Raw genomic sequence first — 15,878 nt, forward strand, 5'->3', positions numbered from 1 at the left:
ATANAAGATACGTGGCGGTGCCAATNCTGCCGAATGCAATTGATCTCAACCGAAAAAAGAATTTTTCTATGATGCGAGTTTGGATGCGAGTGATGAGTCTGNTGGCNGCCCTGTTGCTATCGGCAGTGGTGCAGGCCCAGAGTTTTCAGATCAGTGACATTCGGGTGGAAGGCTTGCAGCGGGTNTCTGCCGGCACCGTGTTCAGTGCNCTGCCACTGCGAGTGGGNGATCAGGTAACNTCTGAAGATATCCGGATGGCCACNCGCTCGCTGTTNCAGGTGGGNTACTTTGCCGATGTGGCCATGGGCCGGGACGGCGATGTTNTGGTGGTAAAGCTCGAAGAGCGTCCAGCCATTAACGAAATCACCATTGAGGGAAACAAGGTCATCAAAACCGAAGACCTGATGGGCAGTCTTCGCGATAGCGATCTGTTTGAAGGCCAGATTTTTCAGCGCGCCACTCTGGAAGGGATCAGTCAGGCGNTGGAGCGAGAGTANATNGGCCAGGGTCGCTACGGNGCNTCGGTGGANATTGANGTNGAGGATCTGCCTCGCAACCAGGTGAAGGTGACCGTCAACGTCAATGANGGCAANCCGGCNCGGATCAAGGGNATCAATATTGTNGGCAACGANNTNTACAGTGAAGAAGAATTGCTGGAAGGCTTTGAACTCAAATCTTCGGGCTGGCTTTCATGGATTACCGGGGATGATAAATACTCCCGGGAAAAGCTCACCGGCGATATTGAAACCCTGGAGTCCTTTTACCTGGACCGCGGCTACCTGAGTTTTCGTATTGATTCCACCCAGGTGGCGTTGAGCCCGGACAAATCCAAAATCTATATCACCCTGAATGTTTCCGAAGGCGAAATTTACAAAGTCAGTGAAGTGGAACTGGCCGGTGACCTGAAACTGCCGGAACCCCTGGTTCGGCGCGTGATCATGCTGCGTGAGGGTGACGATTTCTCCCAGATCCTGATGACCAACTCATCCGAGTACATTACCCAGCGCCTGGGCAATGAAGGCTACACCTTTGCGGAAGTGGAGGGGATTCCCGAGAAGAACGAAGAAGACAAGACCGTCAAGGTGACCTTCTTTGTGGATCCGGGTCAGCGGGCCTACGTGCGGCGTATCAATTTCAAGGGCAATACCAAGACGATCGATGAGGTGCTGCGTCGGGAGATGCGGCAGATGGAAGGCGGTGCCGCCTCCAACTCCCAGATCGAGCACTCGAAGATCCGCCTGGATCGCCTCGGCTTCTTCAAAGAGGTCAACGTCGAAACCAACGAGGTTCCGGGCACCAGCGATCAGGTCGACGTGGAGTACACCGTCGAAGAGCAGCCCTCCGGCAGTATGGGGTTGCAGATTGGTTATGCGGAATACAGTGGCTTGCTGCTGTCGGCCAATATCCAGCAGAACAACTGGTTTGGCACCGGTAAGCAGGTGGGATTCTCCCTGAGTAACAGCCGCTTCCGGACCGCCTATAATTTCAGCTACAACGACCCCTATTTCACCAAAGACGGGGTGAGTCGCGGCATCAACCTGTACTACACCAAAAGTGATTACGCCAACTTTGGTGTGGCCGGTTATAGCACCGACACCTATGGTGCGCGATTGAGTTTTGGCTATCCGATCTCGGAAATCGAGCGCATCGGATTCAGCTTTGAGGCGCGCGATCTAACGGTCAAACCGTCGGCATCGTCTCCGCGAGAAATCATCCGTACGCCCGTTATCGGCGAAGGGGCTCCCTACATCACTCAAACTGAACTCGAGCAGATGCGGGAAGATATCGCCATGGGACGCGACTTCCCCGATGGTTACAGTGATAACCGGGTGACTGAGTCTGTATTGGGCGAGCCGGGGTATCTGGATCTGTATGGCAATGAATTTCAGGATGGGCTGATCGGTTTCAATTACGTCAAGTCGACCCTGAACCGTGGGATGCTCGCGACTCGAGGCACTTCGCAGCGATTCTCCATTGAGGCGGCGGTTCCCGGTGGGGACCTCGAGTACTACAAGATCCAGTTCCAGGGCGAGACCTACAAACCCCTCACCCGTGCTCTGACCCTGAAACTGCGCACCAATCTGGGGTTTGTGGACAGCTATGGGGATACCGAGCTGCCGTTCTTTGAACACTTTTACGCCGGTGGCTTCGGCTCGGTGCGCGGGTTTGAGCGCAACAGCCTCGGTCCGCGGTCAACGCCGGCAGAGCGCTCCTATACCGTGCCCTTTGCCTGGGACGATGCCAATGGCGATGGCGTCATCTCTGACAGCGAAACCTCCTCTGGCTACCTGTTGTGTGAAGATCAGGAAGCCTTTGGTGAGAACTATGACCTGGACGCGCTCAAGTGTAATCCCGGCGAACTGGTCACCCAGTACGGCGTGCGGCAAAGCCAGTTGAGCAACCGCAACAGCCGCTACGATGCCTTTGGCGGTAACATTCAGGTTGAAGCCGGCGCGGAGATTCTGTTCCCGCTGCCGTTCATCAAAGACCAGCGTATGCTGCAGTCCAGCTTCTTTGTGGAGGCGGGCAACGTGTTCAGCACCACCTGCTCTGAGCGCCAGCGCAACTGTTACGAACCGGATATTGATCGGCTGAGTGCCTCCGCCGGTTTTGGTCTGACCTGGATTACCGGGTTTGGTCCGCTGACCTTCGCGGTGGCCCGCCCAATCAACGAAAACGAGGAAGACAAAGCGGAATTTTTCCAGTTTTCTTTGGGTGGATCCTTCTAACGCGGTATCATTGGCCCTTTTTCGGGCCTTGCCCGCAGGATATGACCCCTTCAGGGGACTCAATGGCCCTGATTGCAGGGCCTTTTCATTTCCTAACCTATTGATAATACAGAGGAAATTAACATCATGTTGGCTAATGCAAAGAAAATCGCCCTCGGGCTGGTATTGCTCCTGGGTTCCTCCGTCGCGCTGGCGCAAGGTAAAGTCGTGGTCCTGGACCTGCAGGCCGCCGTGCTTGGCACCGATAAAGCACAAGCGCGTCTGGAAAGCCTGGAAAAGGACGAGGATTACGTCGCTCTGCGCACCCGTTACCAGAGTCTGACCTCTGAGTTGCAGGCGTTTCAGGAGGATGCTCAGAAAAACGGCATGACCTGGTCCGATGAGCAGAAGCAGGCCAAGCAACAGGAAATGCGCGAGCTGCGTGAGCAGTATGAGCGTACCGTGCAGGGGCTCCAAGGCGAGCGCCAGCAGGTGATGCAGGTCATCATGCAGGAAATGGGCGAACAGACTCAGTCAGCCCTGGCGCAGTTGATCGAAGCGGAAAAAATCGGCCTGGTGCTGAACAGCCAGAGCGCGTTCCACGCCTCAGCAGAGTATGACATCACCGATGACCTGACTGACATGCTGAACAAGGCTAACTGATAGAGGGCCCGAGTGTGTCACCCACCTTGACTCTGGCAGAGCTGGCGGCGTGGCTGGATGCCGATTTTGAAGGCGATGGCGACTGCCCCCTGAGCGGGCTGGGAACGCTCCAGTCGGCGCTGCCGGGGCAGTTGAGTTTTATTGCCAACCCGGTTTATCGGAAGTATCTGGCGAGCACGCGCGCCTCGGCGGTGATCATGCGTCCGGATCTGGCCGCAGAGTACCCGGGTAACAAGCTTCTGACCGCCAACCCCTATGAGGCGTATGCCCGGCTGACAGAACGTTTCGATGACCGGCCGGCGGTACCCACTGGCTGTCATCCTACTGCCGTGATCGGCGATGGCTGCCAACTGGCGGAGGGAGTTAGCATCGGTCCCCAGGCGACGATTGGCCGCCAGGTAGTGCTGGCGGAAGGCGTCGAGATCGGGGCCGGAGCCAGCATTGGCGATGGCTGTCACATCGGCGCGGGAACGCGAATTGCCGCCCGCGCCGTTCTCTACCACGACATTCGCGTGGGGGAGCGCTGTGTGATCCACAGTGGGGCGGTCATTGGCGCAGACGGATTCGGATTTGCCCCCACCGCCGACGGCTGGTTGAAAATTCACCAGCTCGGCAGTGTTGTCATTGGTAATGATGTTGAAATAGGCGCCGGAACAACGGTGGATCGGGGCGCACTGGACGATACCCGAATCGCGGATGGCGTAAAAATCGACAATCAGGTGCAAATCGCGCACAACGTCTCGATCGGACGAAATACGGCCATTGCGGGACAAGCGGGTCTTGCCGGGAGCACGACGGTAGGGGAGAATTGCACGATTGCTGGCGGAGTGGGCATTGTGGGCCATCTGACGATTGCCGATGGGGTACACGTTACGGCCATGAGCCTGGTCACGCACTCCCTTCAAAAGCCTGGTTCCTATTCCTCCGGGACCCCACTGGCGCCCACCCGAGAGTGGCGTCGAAACGCTGTGCGATTTAAGCAATTGAACGAGTTGGCCACACGCCTGAAAAAGCTCGACGAATAGATGAACCTATCGCTGCCGGATGGCGGCGTCAGAGATAAACTGCCGGCCAACTCAGGCGGGCAATCATGAACACCCAGGGGTCGTTGACTATGATGGATGTACGAGAAATACGTGAATACCTGCCACACCGCTATCCGTTTCTTTTGGTGGATCGGGTTGTGGAATTAGTGGAAGGCGAGTCAATCGTCGCTTACAAAAACATTTCGGTCAACGAAGAGGTGTTCAACGGTCACTTCCCGCAAAGCCCGGTATTTCCCGGCGTCATGATTCTGGAAGCGCTGGCTCAGGCCTCGGGCATTCTGGGCTTTAAAACCATGAACAAGAAGCCGGAAGATGGCTCCATTTATCTGTTTGCCGGTGTGGATGATGTGCGTTTCAAGCGCCAGGTCATTCCCGGTGATCGTCTGACGTTAGAGTCCCGGGTGGTTTCCGTGAAGCGGGGCATCTGGAAGTTTGAGTGCAAGGCCACCGTCGATGGCGTTCTGGCGGCCTCCGCCAACATTCTGTGTGCGGACCGCAAGGTTTAATAGAAGCCCCGGGGTGTTCCGTGTGAGCCCCCCTCCACCCTCGAACTTCCCGGACAAGAGTGAGAACAGCGTTGATTCACCCCACTGCGATTATTCATTCTGATGCNNGCTTGGCGCCCGACGTGGAAGTCGGGCCCTGGACGATAATCGGTGCTGATGTCGAAATCGGCTCGGGTACGGTGATTGAGTCTCACGTCGTCATCAAGGGGCCGACCCGAATTGGCGCGCACAACCATATNTTTCAGTTCTCGACTATTGGCGAAGCAACGCCGGATCTCAAATACAAAGGCGAGCCCACTCGGCTGGTCATCGGTGATCACAANATCATCCGTGAAGGGGTGACCATTCACCGCGGAACCGTTCAGGACCGCAGCGAGACCACCATCGGTGATCACAATCTGTTGATGGCCTATGTGCATATCGGTCATGACAGTGTTGTGGGCAACCACTGCATTCTGGTCAACAATACGGCCCTGGCAGGTCATGTTCACATTGGTGACTGGGCGATTCTCAGTGGNTTNACCCTGGTNCACCAGTACTGCCACATTGGCGCCCACAGCTTTACCGGCATGGGNACCGCTCTGGGCAAGGANNTGCCGGCGTANGTCATGGCCAACGGCAATCCGGCGGAAGCGAAGAGTATCAACGCGGAAGGCCTTCGGCGCCGCGGTTTTGACANGTCGGAAGTCGCCTCAATTCAAAAAGCCTTCAAGCTACTGTATCGCCGCGGCCTGACGNTGGGCGAAGCACTGGCCGAGCTNGANCCNATGGTNGCCGATTGCAGGGCGCTCGAAGTGATGGTGGACTCTATCCGGAGCTCGTCACGCGGTATTGTTCGCTAGGAACTTTCTATGGAAGCGCAAGGGCACTCGACATCGACCTCATCTCGTGGCCGACTGCAGATTGGTATGGTCGTGGGTGANGCGTCCGGTGATATTCTGGGCGCCGCTCTCATGCGCGCTCTGCGNCAGCATTATCCGGACTGCGAATTCTCGGGCATCGGCGGNCCGCGTATGCTCGAGCAGGGCTTCCACTCGTTTTTCCCNATGGANCGACTGTCGGTCATGGGCCTGATNGACCCGCTCAAGCGNCTGCCGGAACTGCTCAAAATCCGNAAGTTTCTGAAAANTCATTTNACCGAGCAGCCGCCNGCGGTCTTCATTGGNGTCGACTCNCCGGATTTNACCCTCAATATCGANCGGCACCTGCGCTCGGCGGGCGTGCCCACGGTGCACTATGTCAGCCCCTCGGTCTGGGCCTGGCGCCAGGGGCGGATCAAAGGCATTGCCCGCAGNGTCGACCTGATGCTGACCCTGCTGCCCTTTGAGGCGGCCTTTTACGAGCAACATCAGGTTCCCGTGGCCTTTGTCGGCCACNACCTGGCCGATGAAATNCCGCTGGAGNTCGACGCCATGGGCGCCCGNGCNGCCCTGNGAATNGATCACAAAGGCCCCCTGGTGGCNCTGCTGCCGGGCAGCCGCAGTGGCGAGGTAGAGCAACTCGGCCCCCTGTTTCTGAAGGCGGCCCGGCTGTGCCGGGAGCACCGGCCCAACCTGCAGTTTGTGATTCCCGCCGCCAGCCCCGAACGCTACCGGCAGATTCATCATCAGTTGTCCGAGTTTGTGGATCTACCGGTNCACCTGGTGCAGGGGCAGTCCCAGCAGGCCATGGCGGCNGCCGANGTTGCNCTGATTTCCTCCGGCACCACGGCNCTGGAGGCCATGNTGCTCAAAACNCCCATGGTGGTGGCCTACAAAATGGCCCGCTTGTCCTACGCGATCCTGTCCCGNATGCTGAAAACGAAGTACGTCTCGCTGCCCAACCTGTTGGCCGACCGCGCCCTGGTACCGGANCTGCTNCAGGACGCGGCCACACCNGAAGCGCTNAGNGCGGCGGTNTTGGACTATATCGACCACCCGGAGCAGACTGAGGCACTGGTGGAGACNTTCACGGATATGCACCGGAACCTCGCCCGCAATGCCAGTGAAAAAGCCGCTGCAGCCATTGCGGATCTACTGGAGACCCGGGCCCGATGAGCGTGGTTTTGGAACCGTTCGAACCGGCGTACACTGGCCCATGGCTCGCTGGCGTGGATGANGTGGGTCGAGGCCCCCTGGCGGGCGACGTCGTGGCCGCCGCGGTGATTCTGGATCCCAANCAACCCATTGANGGCNTGAANGANTCNAAGAAACTCACCGAGAAGCGGCGNGAGCGGTTGTTCGATGAGATTCAACAGAAGGCCGCGGCCTGGTGTATCGCCCGGGCGTCGGTGGCGGAGATTGATCNNCTCAATATTCTGCAGGCGAGTCTGTTGGCGATGACCCGCGCGGTAGAGGGNTTGGNGCCGCCGCCGGAGCATGTGCTGGTGGACGGGAACCGTCTGCCCNAGTGGGCGTATTCNGCGGANGCGGTGGTGAAGGGCGATAGCCGTCACCCGGCAATCAGTGCGGCGTCGATTCTGGCCAAGGTGGCNCGNGATCGCGAGATGGTGGCATTCGATCANCAGTANCCGGGNTATGGGTTCGCGGAGCACAAAGGCTACCCGACCAAAACCCACATGGCGGCGCTGGACACCCTGGGTGTNACACCCATCCACCGCACNTCCTACGCCCCAATCCGCGAACGCCTGGAGCAGATTGAACTCTTTTAATACCCGGCAGATTTTATGACCACACAATTCGTCCATCTCAGATTACACACCGAATACTCCCTCTCGGACAGTTTGGTGCGCATCAAACCCCTGGTCAAACGCGTGGCCGANCTGGGNATGCCGGCGGTGGCCGTCACCGACCAGACCAACTTCTACGGCCTGATCAAATTNTACAAAGCCGCCCAGGGCGCCGGCCTCAANCCCATTGCCGGCAGCGACTTCCTGGTCGCCAATGCCGACCCCGACGGCAANCCNACNTTGATTACCNTGTTGGCNATGAACAANAANGGNTACAANAACATNATTGAACTGATCTCCCCGCGCCTGGCAAAANGGCCANCAGCAGGGCATCGCCTATGTCCAGCGCGAGTGGATCAGTGAACTGGCCGAGGGCGTGATCGCGCTCTCCGGAGGTAAGTTCGGTGATATTGGTGTGGCGCTGATCGCCAGTCGGCAGAATCAGGCCAAAGAACTGCTCAGCGGTTGGATGGCGGACTTCCCCAACCGGTTTTATCTCGAGCTGCAACGCACCGGTCGCGACAACGATGAAGACTATCTGCACGCGGCGGTGGACCTCGCGGCGCAGGCGCAGTGTCCGGTGGTGGCGACCAATGATGTNCGGTTTCTTCGGCAAGACGAGTTCGAGGCCCATGAAGCGCGGGTCTGTATCAGTGAGGGGCGGGCCCTGGATGACCCGCGTCGCGAACGGCGCTACGGCGATCAGCAGTACCTGCGCTCGCCCGAGGAAATGGCGGAGCTGTTCAGCGACATTCCCGAAGCGTTGGAAAACTCGGTCGAAATTGCCAAGCGCTGTAACCTGGATATTGAACTCGGTAAATATTATCTACCCGAGTACCCCATTCCCGAGGGAATGACCGAGAACGAATTTTTCGAGAAAATTTCCTACGAAGGTCTGTACAAACGACTGGAGCGAATTCTCGATCCGCAGGCGGCGGATTATCAGGAGCGTAAAAAAGCCTACGAAACCCGACTGCAGTTTGAGCTGGATATCATCATCCAGATGGGGTTCCCCGGTTACTTCCTGNTCGTAATGGACTTTATCCAGTGGGCCAAAGACCACGATATTCCCGTAGGGCCCGGGCGGGGTTCCGGTGCCGGTTCGCTGGTTGCCTATTCACTGGATATTACCGATCTGGATCCACTGCAGTACGACCTGCTGTTCGAACGTTTCCTGAACCCGGAACNGGTTTCCATGCCCGACTTCGACGTCGACTTCTGCATGGACAATCGCGATCAGGTGATCGCCTACGTGGCCGACAACTATGGCCGGGATGCGGTCAGTCAGATCATCACCTTCGGTACCATGGCCGCCAAGGCCGTGGTGCGCGATGTGGCTCGGGTTCAGGGTAAGTCCTACGGCCTGGCGGACAAGTTGTCCAAGATGATTCCGGCCACGCCGGGGATGACTCTGGAAGCGGCGTTGGAACAGGAAGAGGTACTGCGCGAATTTCTCGAAGTCGACGAGGAAGCCCAGGAAATCTGGGAAATGGCCAGGCAGCTCGAAGGTTTGGCGAGAAACGTCGGTAAGCACGCCGGTGGGGTGGTGATCGCCCCGACCAAGCTGACTGACTTCGCCCCCCTGTACTGCGATGAGACCGGTAGTGGTCTGGTCACCCAGTACGACAAGAACGACGTGGAAGACGCCGGCCTGGTGAAGTTCGACTTCCTGGGCCTGCGGACCCTGACGATCATCGACTGGGCCAAGGCAATGATCGATCAGCAGCGCGCCAAGGTGGGCGAGGAGCCCCTGGATATCGCCGCGATTCCCCTCGACGACAAGCCCACTTTCGATATGCTCAAGCGGGCGGAAACCACCGCCGTGTTCCAGCTCGAATCCCGGGGCATGAAAGACCTGATCAAGCGCATGGTGCCGGAAAGCCTGGAAGAGCTGATCGCCCTGGTGGCCCTGTTCCGTCCNGGCCCGTTGGACTCGGGCATGGTGGACGACTTCATCAACCGGAAGCACGGCCGCGCCAAGGTGGCCTACCCGGATGCCCAGTACCAGCANGAACGTCTGGAGCCGATTCTNAAGCCNACCTACGGCGTGATCGTGTATCAGGAACAGGTGATGCAGATCGCCCAGGAACTGGCGGGCTACAGTCTCGGCGGCGCCGACCTGTTGCGCCGGGCCATGGGTAAGAAAAANCCCGAGGAAATGGCCAAGCAGCGGGAAGTGTTTGCGCAGGGGGCGAAAGAGCAGGGCATTGATCCCGACCTGGCGATGAAAATTTTCGACNTGGTGGAAAAGTTCGCCGGCTACGGTTTCAACAAATCCCACTCCGCCGCCTACGCGTTGGTGTCGTATCAGACCGCGTGGTTGAAGGCCCATTACCCGGCACACTTTATGGCCGCCACCATGTCCTCGGACATGGACAAAACCGACAAGGTGGTGACCTTCATCGAAGAATGTCGCCAGATGAACCTGCAATTGTTGCCACCGGATGTGAACACCGGTGAGTTCCAGTTCAGCGTGGATGATGACAACAACATCATCTACGGTCTCGGTGCCATCAAAGGCCTGGGTGAAGGCCCGGTGGAAAGCATCATCGCGGCGCGCAAGGACGGTCCCTTCAAGGACCTGTTCGATTTCTGTGCCCGCGTCGATCCGCGCAAGGTGAACAAGCGGGCCCTGGAAGCCCTGATCCGCTCCGGTGCCGCCGACAAGCTGGGCCCGGGCGTGGATATTGATTACGATCGCGCGGTCATGTTCGCGGCGATCAACGAAGCGGTGAAAACCGCCGAGCAGAAAGCCGCCAATCAGAGTGCTGGCATGGTGGATCTGTTTGGCGATGTGATTCCCGGCGGTGACCCGGAAGGGGATGCCTACGGGGAGTTTCACAAAGTCCGCAGCTGGAGCATGAAAGAGCGCCTGCATGGCGAAAAGGAAACCCTCGGCCTGTATCTGACCGGGCACCCGATCGACGAGTACGACAGTGAGCTGAACCACCTGGTGAGCTCCCGCATCATCGATCTGAAACCCCAGAAAGAGTCCCAGACGGTGGCCGGGTTGGTGGTGGCCATGCGGGTGATGAAAACCAAGCGCGGCGACAACATGGGCTTTGTCACCCTGGATGACCGCACCGGCCGCATCGAGGTGGCGGTGTTCAGCGATACCTTCAATNAATACCGGGACCTGCTGTTGAAAGACAGCCTGTTGGTGATCACCGGGCAGGTTAGCCACGACGACTACAGCGGTTCGCTGAAAATGCGCGCCGATCAACTGCGCCTGCTGTCGGATATGCGTCAGGAGCGGGCTCGGGAGCTGTGTCTGGCGGTGGAGGCGGGCGCTCTGTCAGCCAACTTCTCGCGCCAGTTGGGCGAGCTGCTGGATCCCTATCGGGAGGGCCGCTGTCCCATCGTGATCGACTACACCCGCCAGGGCGCCCGTGGTCAGGTGCGCCTGGGTCAGGCCTGGCAGGTCCGCCCCGAGGATGATCTGCTCCAACGCCTGCGCGACACCTATGGCCCAGAGAGCGTCCACTTGGTCTATTCCTGACCCGCCCGATACCCGCCCGACCTTCGCGTAGGGCGGGTAAGCGCAAAGCGCGCACCCGCCGCAACCCAGAGTCACCCACCCACGCCGCCTCAGAGGTCGACTATTTTGACGGTTTCGCGTATCTTAGGCGCCTTTCCATCCGCGTTTATTGATCGGACGACAACACTGAGCCTGAAAAGCCGACTATGAATCTGAATTATCTGGAATTTGAACAGCCCATCGCCGAACTCGAAGGCAAAATCGAAGAGCTGCAGCTGGTGGGCAGCGATAATGACCTCAATATCACCGAGGAAATTGCCAAGCTGCGCGAAAAGAGCACCAAGCTTACCGAGAGCATCTACGCGCAACTGACCCCCTGGCAAGTGGTGCAGGTGGCCCGCCACCCGCATCGCCCCTATACCTCTGACTACATCAAACGTCTGTTCACCGATTGGGATGAGCTGCACGGTGACCGCCATTTCGGCGATGATCACGCAATTATCGGCGGCGTTGCCCGCTTGGACGGCAAACCCGTCATGGTGATTGGCGAGGAAAAAGGTCGTAGTGTCAACGATAAGGTGTATCGCAACTTCGGTATGCCGCGCCCGGAAGGCTACCGCAAGGCGTTGCGTCTGATGGAAATGGCCGAGCGTTTCAAGTTGCCGGTCCTGACCCTGATCGACACCCCGGGGGCCTACCCCGGTATCGACTCGGAAGAGCGTGGTATCAGTGAGTCCATCGCCCAGAACCTGGCGGTGATGTCCCACCTGCGCACGCCGATCATCTGCACCGTGATTGGTGAGGGCTCCTCCGGTGGCGCCCTGGCCATTGGCGTGGGCGATCAGCTCAACATGCTGCAGTACTCCACCTATTTTGTGATCTCGCCGGAAGGCTGTGCCAACATCATCTGGAAAACCGTGGCCAAGGCGCCCCAGGCCGCCGAGGCCATGGGTGTGACCTCCACCGTGCTGGAGGAGTTGGGCATTGTGGATGAAACCATTCCGGAACCCTTGGGCGGCGCCCACCGGGATATCGACGCCATGGCGAGCAAGCTCAAGGAGCGCTTGAGTGCGCAGCTGGATCGTCTGAGCAACGAGCCCATCGACGATTTGCTCGAGCGTCGCTACCAGCGCCTGATGAGTTACGGCAATCCCTGATCCTGAACTGGATTGGTGTGACTATGAAAAAACCGCTCCGTTGTGAGCGGTTTTTTTATGTGTGGTGGTTGTAACCTAGGCGTTCGCCAGCAGCCGATCGTACTTGCGACTCAGCAGCTCATAGAACTTCTCCCGGGTGCGCGCTACCTCTTTTTTGAACGCAGCAATCTGCTCCAGGCTGATATCCTCCCGCCCGGCATACACCTGCTTGCGGAACTGGGCAATCTGACTGCCGTACAGGCGCAGGCTGCGCTCGAGGTTGTTTTCACCGAGCATGAGCAGCTTGGCCTCGGCATCCGCCAGCCCTTTGAACTCGTTCACCAACTCGGCGCTGATCTGTTCCAGCTCGGCGCGGCGCTCTTTGGGCCAGCGTTTGCCAAACTGGATGGATTCGGCGGCCAGTGACGAGTATTTGGCGAAGGTGTGGGTAACCCGCCCGACTTGTCCGGACACGTCTTCCAGCAGGCTGAGTTTGCGGTTTTCCTGGGGGGAGCGGGAGCCGACAATGGCGTTGCGCCGCATGACCCACCATCCGGCCACCCCGGCGATGAGTGCCCCCAGGGCGACTTTGAGGGAGGTATCCAGCAGTTCGATAAAGATCGCGCTATCCACGGTTTGAGTCCTCGAAGACAAAAACTTGACGTTATGAAGGTTTGTCTCGGATTACTGCAAAAATAGCGCCAGGTGTTGCCTGTTTGCCAGGGACGTTGTAGCGGAGTGCTGCGGGTGGATATCTCCGGGAGATAGCTGACTCTCGCCTGTATCGACTTGCTAGTGAGTAGGTCGGATTAGCGCGAAGCGTGTAATCCGACATTGCTTGGCGAAAAACCACTGCTTGAGGAGAGCCCATGTCGGATTACGCTGTGCTAATCCGACCTACTCACTACCTCCAGCCAACGTTCGGCTACTCCTGGCGGAGGAAGGGTGAGCCCCTTTGAGACCGTCACCGGCCTGGATGGCCGGTGCAGAGCGTACAGGGATGTATTCACAGCGTGTCTCAAAGGGGCTTACCCTTCCGCAGCACTGTAATGCGGAGTCCCCCGACTTCCAACGTGAGGGCAACATTCACCCCCCAGCAATCTTCACCGTAAATCCTTTCTTCTCAAGTGCCGGCTTCAGCTTTTCCCGGACATCACCCTGAATCGTCACCTCACCGTCCTTGATCGTGCCGCCCACACCGCAGAGCTTCTTCAGCTCCTTCGCCAGCGCCTTCAATTCCGCGCCGGCCAGCGGAATCCCCTTGATCAGAGTCACCGCCTTACCGCCGCGGCCCTTGGTCTCGCGGTGCAAACGCACAATGCCATCGCCTGCGGGGGGTGCCTCCGGCTCCTCGGCTTGCGGCTTGATGCGACCCACTTCCGTCGAATACACCAGACGACTGTTCTTGCTCATCGAAACAACCTCCCCCNGGGACAAAACCCCCATGATACCAACCTCAATGNTAGAATCCCTCCCGATTTTCGACCAAAGCCTATCGACAAGGGGATACCAGTGACATCGAACAATCTGCCGTGGCGNCTGTTNAAAGGGGCGTTGCTANTNAGNGCCGGCTGGGCATTGATGGCCTGCAGTGATNGCGAATCGGGNGGCAGCGCCCAGGCATCANTCAGTCCCGAGNAGCAGCGTATTGCCGANGGTAAACGGGTGGCACGTATGTGCGTCGGCTGTCACGGGCCCGANGGGNTCTCNNGNGTGGCNTCTTANCCNTCNATTGCCGGTTTGCCGCANGANTACCTGGAGNAGCAGTTNCATGCCTTNCGCAGCGGCGAACGGGANAACCCCATGATGNGCTCAGTGGCACGTAACCTTAGCGATGAGGCGATCGANTCCCTGAGNCACTACTTCGCCAGTCTGCCGGGAGCCGGTGATGAGTGAGGTTCAGGGNCNCTGGACGGATCGCTGGCNGCCACTGGTAAACGCCTTTCAGGAGAATATGGCCGAGGCCGGTGAAGAGGCGGCGGCACTGGCGGTGTATCGTGCCGGNGAGCCNCTGGTNANNCTCTGGGCGGGGGAGGCCTCGCCGGGGCANTCCTGGCAGGAGGATACCCAGGTCAATCTGTTTTCCGCCAGTAAGGGGATAGTGGCGCTATCCATACTGCANCTGGTGGATGCCCGNCAGCTGGATCTGGANAAACCNGTNGCTCACTANTGGCCCGAGTTCGCCCANCAGGGCAAAAGNGGNATCCGGGTCAGGGATCTGCTGAGTCACCGGTCGGGNCTGTCCGCGCTTCAGGACCGGGTCGCGGAGGNTGACATCTTCGACTGGGATGCCATGGTTGAGCGTATCGAGCGGGCCGAGCCCTGGTGGTCCCCCGGNACGGCCCAGGGCTACTCCCCGTTTCTGTTCGGCTGGGCACTGGGNGAGCTGGTGCGTCGCATTACCGGGGCGGANCGCTTCAATGATTGGGTCGCGGATCGTATTNCCCAGCCCCTCGGGCTCGGACTGGGCTTCGGCGCCCGGGGTGAGGTGTCNCTGGCGCAGGCCCGGCCGCTGAAAAAGGCGCTCGGTGGCGCCAGTAACGGAGCGGACAGCCAGTCGCTGGGGAAAATCATGAAGGCCGACCCTCGCGGTGTCACCAACAAAGCCTTCAGCAACCCCATGACCCTCCTGACCGCCGCCAATACCGAGCNGTGGCGNCAGGCCGAGATACCCGCCGCCAATGGCCACAGCAGCGCNCGCGACCTGGCGGCNCTGTATGGCGCNCTGGCCAANCGGGGNGATCTGGGCGGTGTGCGCCTGCTCTCGGAAAAGCAGCTCGCACTGTGTGGCGACGAGCTGACCTTCGAGCAAGACCGCGTACTCGGTTTGCCGCTGCGNTTCGGGCANGGTTTCATGTTGTCCCAGAAGCGCGCTGACTGCCGCTTTGGGCGGGGNNGAGGCGGTTTTGGTCACCCGGGAGCGGGGGGCTGNCTCGGTTTTGCCGATCCGGACTACGGCATTGGTTTCGGCTATGTCACCGGGCGGATGGGGCAGAGCCTGCTTATCGACCCCCGCCCACAACGCCTGATCAATGCCCTCTATGACTGCCTGGGAGAAGCGCCATGAGTGACTCTGATNCCTTGGAAGATCTGCAATCACGCCTGGCGTTTCAGGAGCAGACACTGACCGACCTCAACGATGTGGTGGCGCGNCAGACCGAACAGATAGATCGTCTGGAACAGCAACTGCGGGCGCTGGCCGNCAAGTACCGGGACTTGAGAGATGCGGTGGAGCAGTCTCCGGGGGAGGAGGGCGGCAGTCCGGCCGACGAGCGCCCGCCGCATTACTGACGACTTTTCGGNTGTATGGTGGTTTTTGACGATAGGCGTTGCCTTGAGCGCTCATTCAGCGGGTGTTTTTCGTCTACACTTGGGTCACCCATTATCATTTCGAGTAAAGAGTCGACCTTCAGAACATGCCGCAGGGATACTCCGGTCAGTCCAATGCCGCTCCGCTAACCGGCTCGCTCTCCGATCCTGATCTGGTGGGGTCGGCGCTCAGTGCGTCGNATATNGCACTCTGGGAGCTCTCGTTGAATGACCGGACGCTGATGCTGTCCGACACGATATATCGCTGGGTTCCGGAGCTGGGCGAGATCGCCGATGAGACCCAGTTACTGGCGCTTATGCCTCCGGCGGATCAATACCTGTTTCAGCAGACGTTTTCCGCCCA

12 protein-coding genes and 1 pseudogene are annotated in these 15,878 nt (G+C 59.0%); 11 read left to right on the forward strand and 2 right to left on the reverse strand.

Annotated elements, in window-relative coordinates; translation table 11 throughout:
- Positions 1-83 precede the first annotated feature (83 nt).
- From bamA to CMG77_RS08850, 9 genes and pseudogenes are all read left to right on the forward strand, one after another.
- Positions 84-2,729, forward strand: coding sequence for an outer membrane protein assembly factor BamA (gene bamA / locus CMG77_RS08810; protein ID WP_286904184.1), 2,646 nt, complete (start codon positions 84-86; stop codon positions 2,727-2,729).
- Between the two features lie 126 nt (positions 2,730-2,855).
- Positions 2,856-3,371 (forward strand): OmpH/Skp family outer membrane protein, encoded by a 516-nt coding sequence (locus CMG77_RS08815; protein WP_286875281.1) that lies wholly within the window; start codon positions 2,856-2,858, stop codon positions 3,369-3,371.
- Positions 3,372-3,385: 14 nt separating this feature from the next.
- Entirely contained in the window at positions 3,386-4,396 is a 1,011-nt protein-coding gene (lpxD, locus tag CMG77_RS08820) for a UDP-3-O-(3-hydroxymyristoyl)glucosamine N-acyltransferase (RefSeq protein WP_286875284.1), read from the forward strand.
- Between the two features lie 89 nt (positions 4,397-4,485).
- On the forward strand, positions 4,486-4,923 hold the full coding sequence (gene fabZ / locus CMG77_RS08825; RefSeq protein ID WP_024460588.1) for a 3-hydroxyacyl-ACP dehydratase FabZ: 438 nt from the start codon (positions 4,486-4,488) through the stop codon (positions 4,921-4,923).
- A gap of 71 nt (positions 4,924-4,994) precedes the next feature.
- A complete protein-coding gene (lpxA, locus tag CMG77_RS08830) occupies positions 4,995-5,765 on the forward strand; it encodes an acyl-ACP--UDP-N-acetylglucosamine O-acyltransferase (RefSeq protein WP_502691806.1) in 771 nt (256 codons plus the stop codon).
- Between the two features lie 9 nt (positions 5,766-5,774).
- Positions 5,775-6,959 carry a lipid-A-disaccharide synthase gene (gene lpxB / locus CMG77_RS08835; RefSeq protein WP_286904153.1) on the forward strand — a complete coding sequence of 395 codons (1,185 nt, stop codon included), beginning with the start codon at positions 5,775-5,777 and terminating at the stop codon, positions 6,957-6,959.
- Entirely contained in the window at positions 6,956-7,573 is a 618-nt protein-coding gene (gene rnhB, locus CMG77_RS08840; protein WP_286904155.1) for a ribonuclease HII, read from the forward strand. Before lpxB ends, rnhB begins: the two co-directional genes overlap by 4 nt.
- A 15-nt stretch (positions 7,574-7,588) precedes the next feature.
- Positions 7,589-11,090 (forward strand): annotated as a pseudogene (gene dnaE / locus CMG77_RS08845) (DNA polymerase III subunit alpha).
- Between the two features lie 185 nt (positions 11,091-11,275).
- Positions 11,276-12,226: an acetyl-CoA carboxylase carboxyltransferase subunit alpha gene (locus CMG77_RS08850; RefSeq protein ID WP_286875295.1), complete on the forward strand. Its 951-nt coding sequence runs from the start codon at positions 11,276-11,278 to the stop codon at positions 12,224-12,226.
- Positions 12,227-12,301: 75 nt separating this feature from the next.
- Here the strand turns inward: CMG77_RS08850 and CMG77_RS08855 are convergent, their stop codons facing one another.
- Both CMG77_RS08855 and yciH read right to left on the reverse strand, forming a co-directional pair.
- The gene (locus CMG77_RS08855) at positions 12,302-12,838 is read right to left on the reverse strand and encodes an energy transducer TonB (protein WP_286804658.1); all 537 of its coding nucleotides are present in this window, start codon (positions 12,836-12,838) and stop codon (positions 12,302-12,304) included.
- Positions 12,839-13,291: 453 nt separating this feature from the next.
- Complete coding sequence (gene yciH / locus CMG77_RS08860; protein ID WP_286804657.1) at positions 13,292-13,618, reverse strand: stress response translation initiation inhibitor YciH; 327 nt, start codon at positions 13,616-13,618, stop codon at positions 13,292-13,294.
- 475 nt (positions 13,619-14,093) lie between these two features.
- Here yciH and CMG77_RS08865 point away from each other — a divergent pair, with 475 nt between their 5' ends.
- Both CMG77_RS08865 and CMG77_RS08870 read left to right on the forward strand, forming a co-directional pair.
- Positions 14,094-15,272 carry a serine hydrolase domain-containing protein gene (locus CMG77_RS08865; RefSeq protein ID WP_286904157.1) on the forward strand — a complete coding sequence of 393 codons (1,179 nt, stop codon included), beginning with the start codon at positions 14,094-14,096 and terminating at the stop codon, positions 15,270-15,272.
- Entirely contained in the window at positions 15,269-15,496 is a 228-nt protein-coding gene (locus CMG77_RS08870) for a SlyX family protein (protein ID WP_286904159.1), read from the forward strand. Before CMG77_RS08865 ends, CMG77_RS08870 begins: the two co-directional genes overlap by 4 nt.
- Positions 15,497-15,878 lie beyond the last annotated feature (382 nt).

The sequence above is a fragment of the Marinimicrobium sp. genome (assembly GCF_002695945.1).
Taxonomy (GTDB): domain Bacteria; phylum Pseudomonadota; class Gammaproteobacteria; order Pseudomonadales; family Cellvibrionaceae; genus Marinimicrobium; species Marinimicrobium koreense.

Bases quoted from the DNA above. Each gene is read 5' to 3' on its own strand.
- CMG77_RS08815 (WP_286875281.1), top strand. From the start codon at position 2,856: ATGTTGGCTAATGCAAAGAAAATCGCCCTCGGGCTGGTATTGCTCCTG.
- fabZ (WP_024460588.1), top strand. From the start codon at position 4,486: ATGATGGATGTACGAGAAATACGTGAATACCTGCCACACCGCTATCCG.
- yciH (WP_286804657.1), bottom strand. From the start codon at position 13,618: ATGAGCAAGAACAGTCGTCTGGTGTATTCGACGGAAGTGGGTCGCATC.
- CMG77_RS08850 (WP_286875295.1), top strand. From the start codon at position 11,276: ATGAATCTGAATTATCTGGAATTTGAACAGCCCATCGCCGAACTCGAA.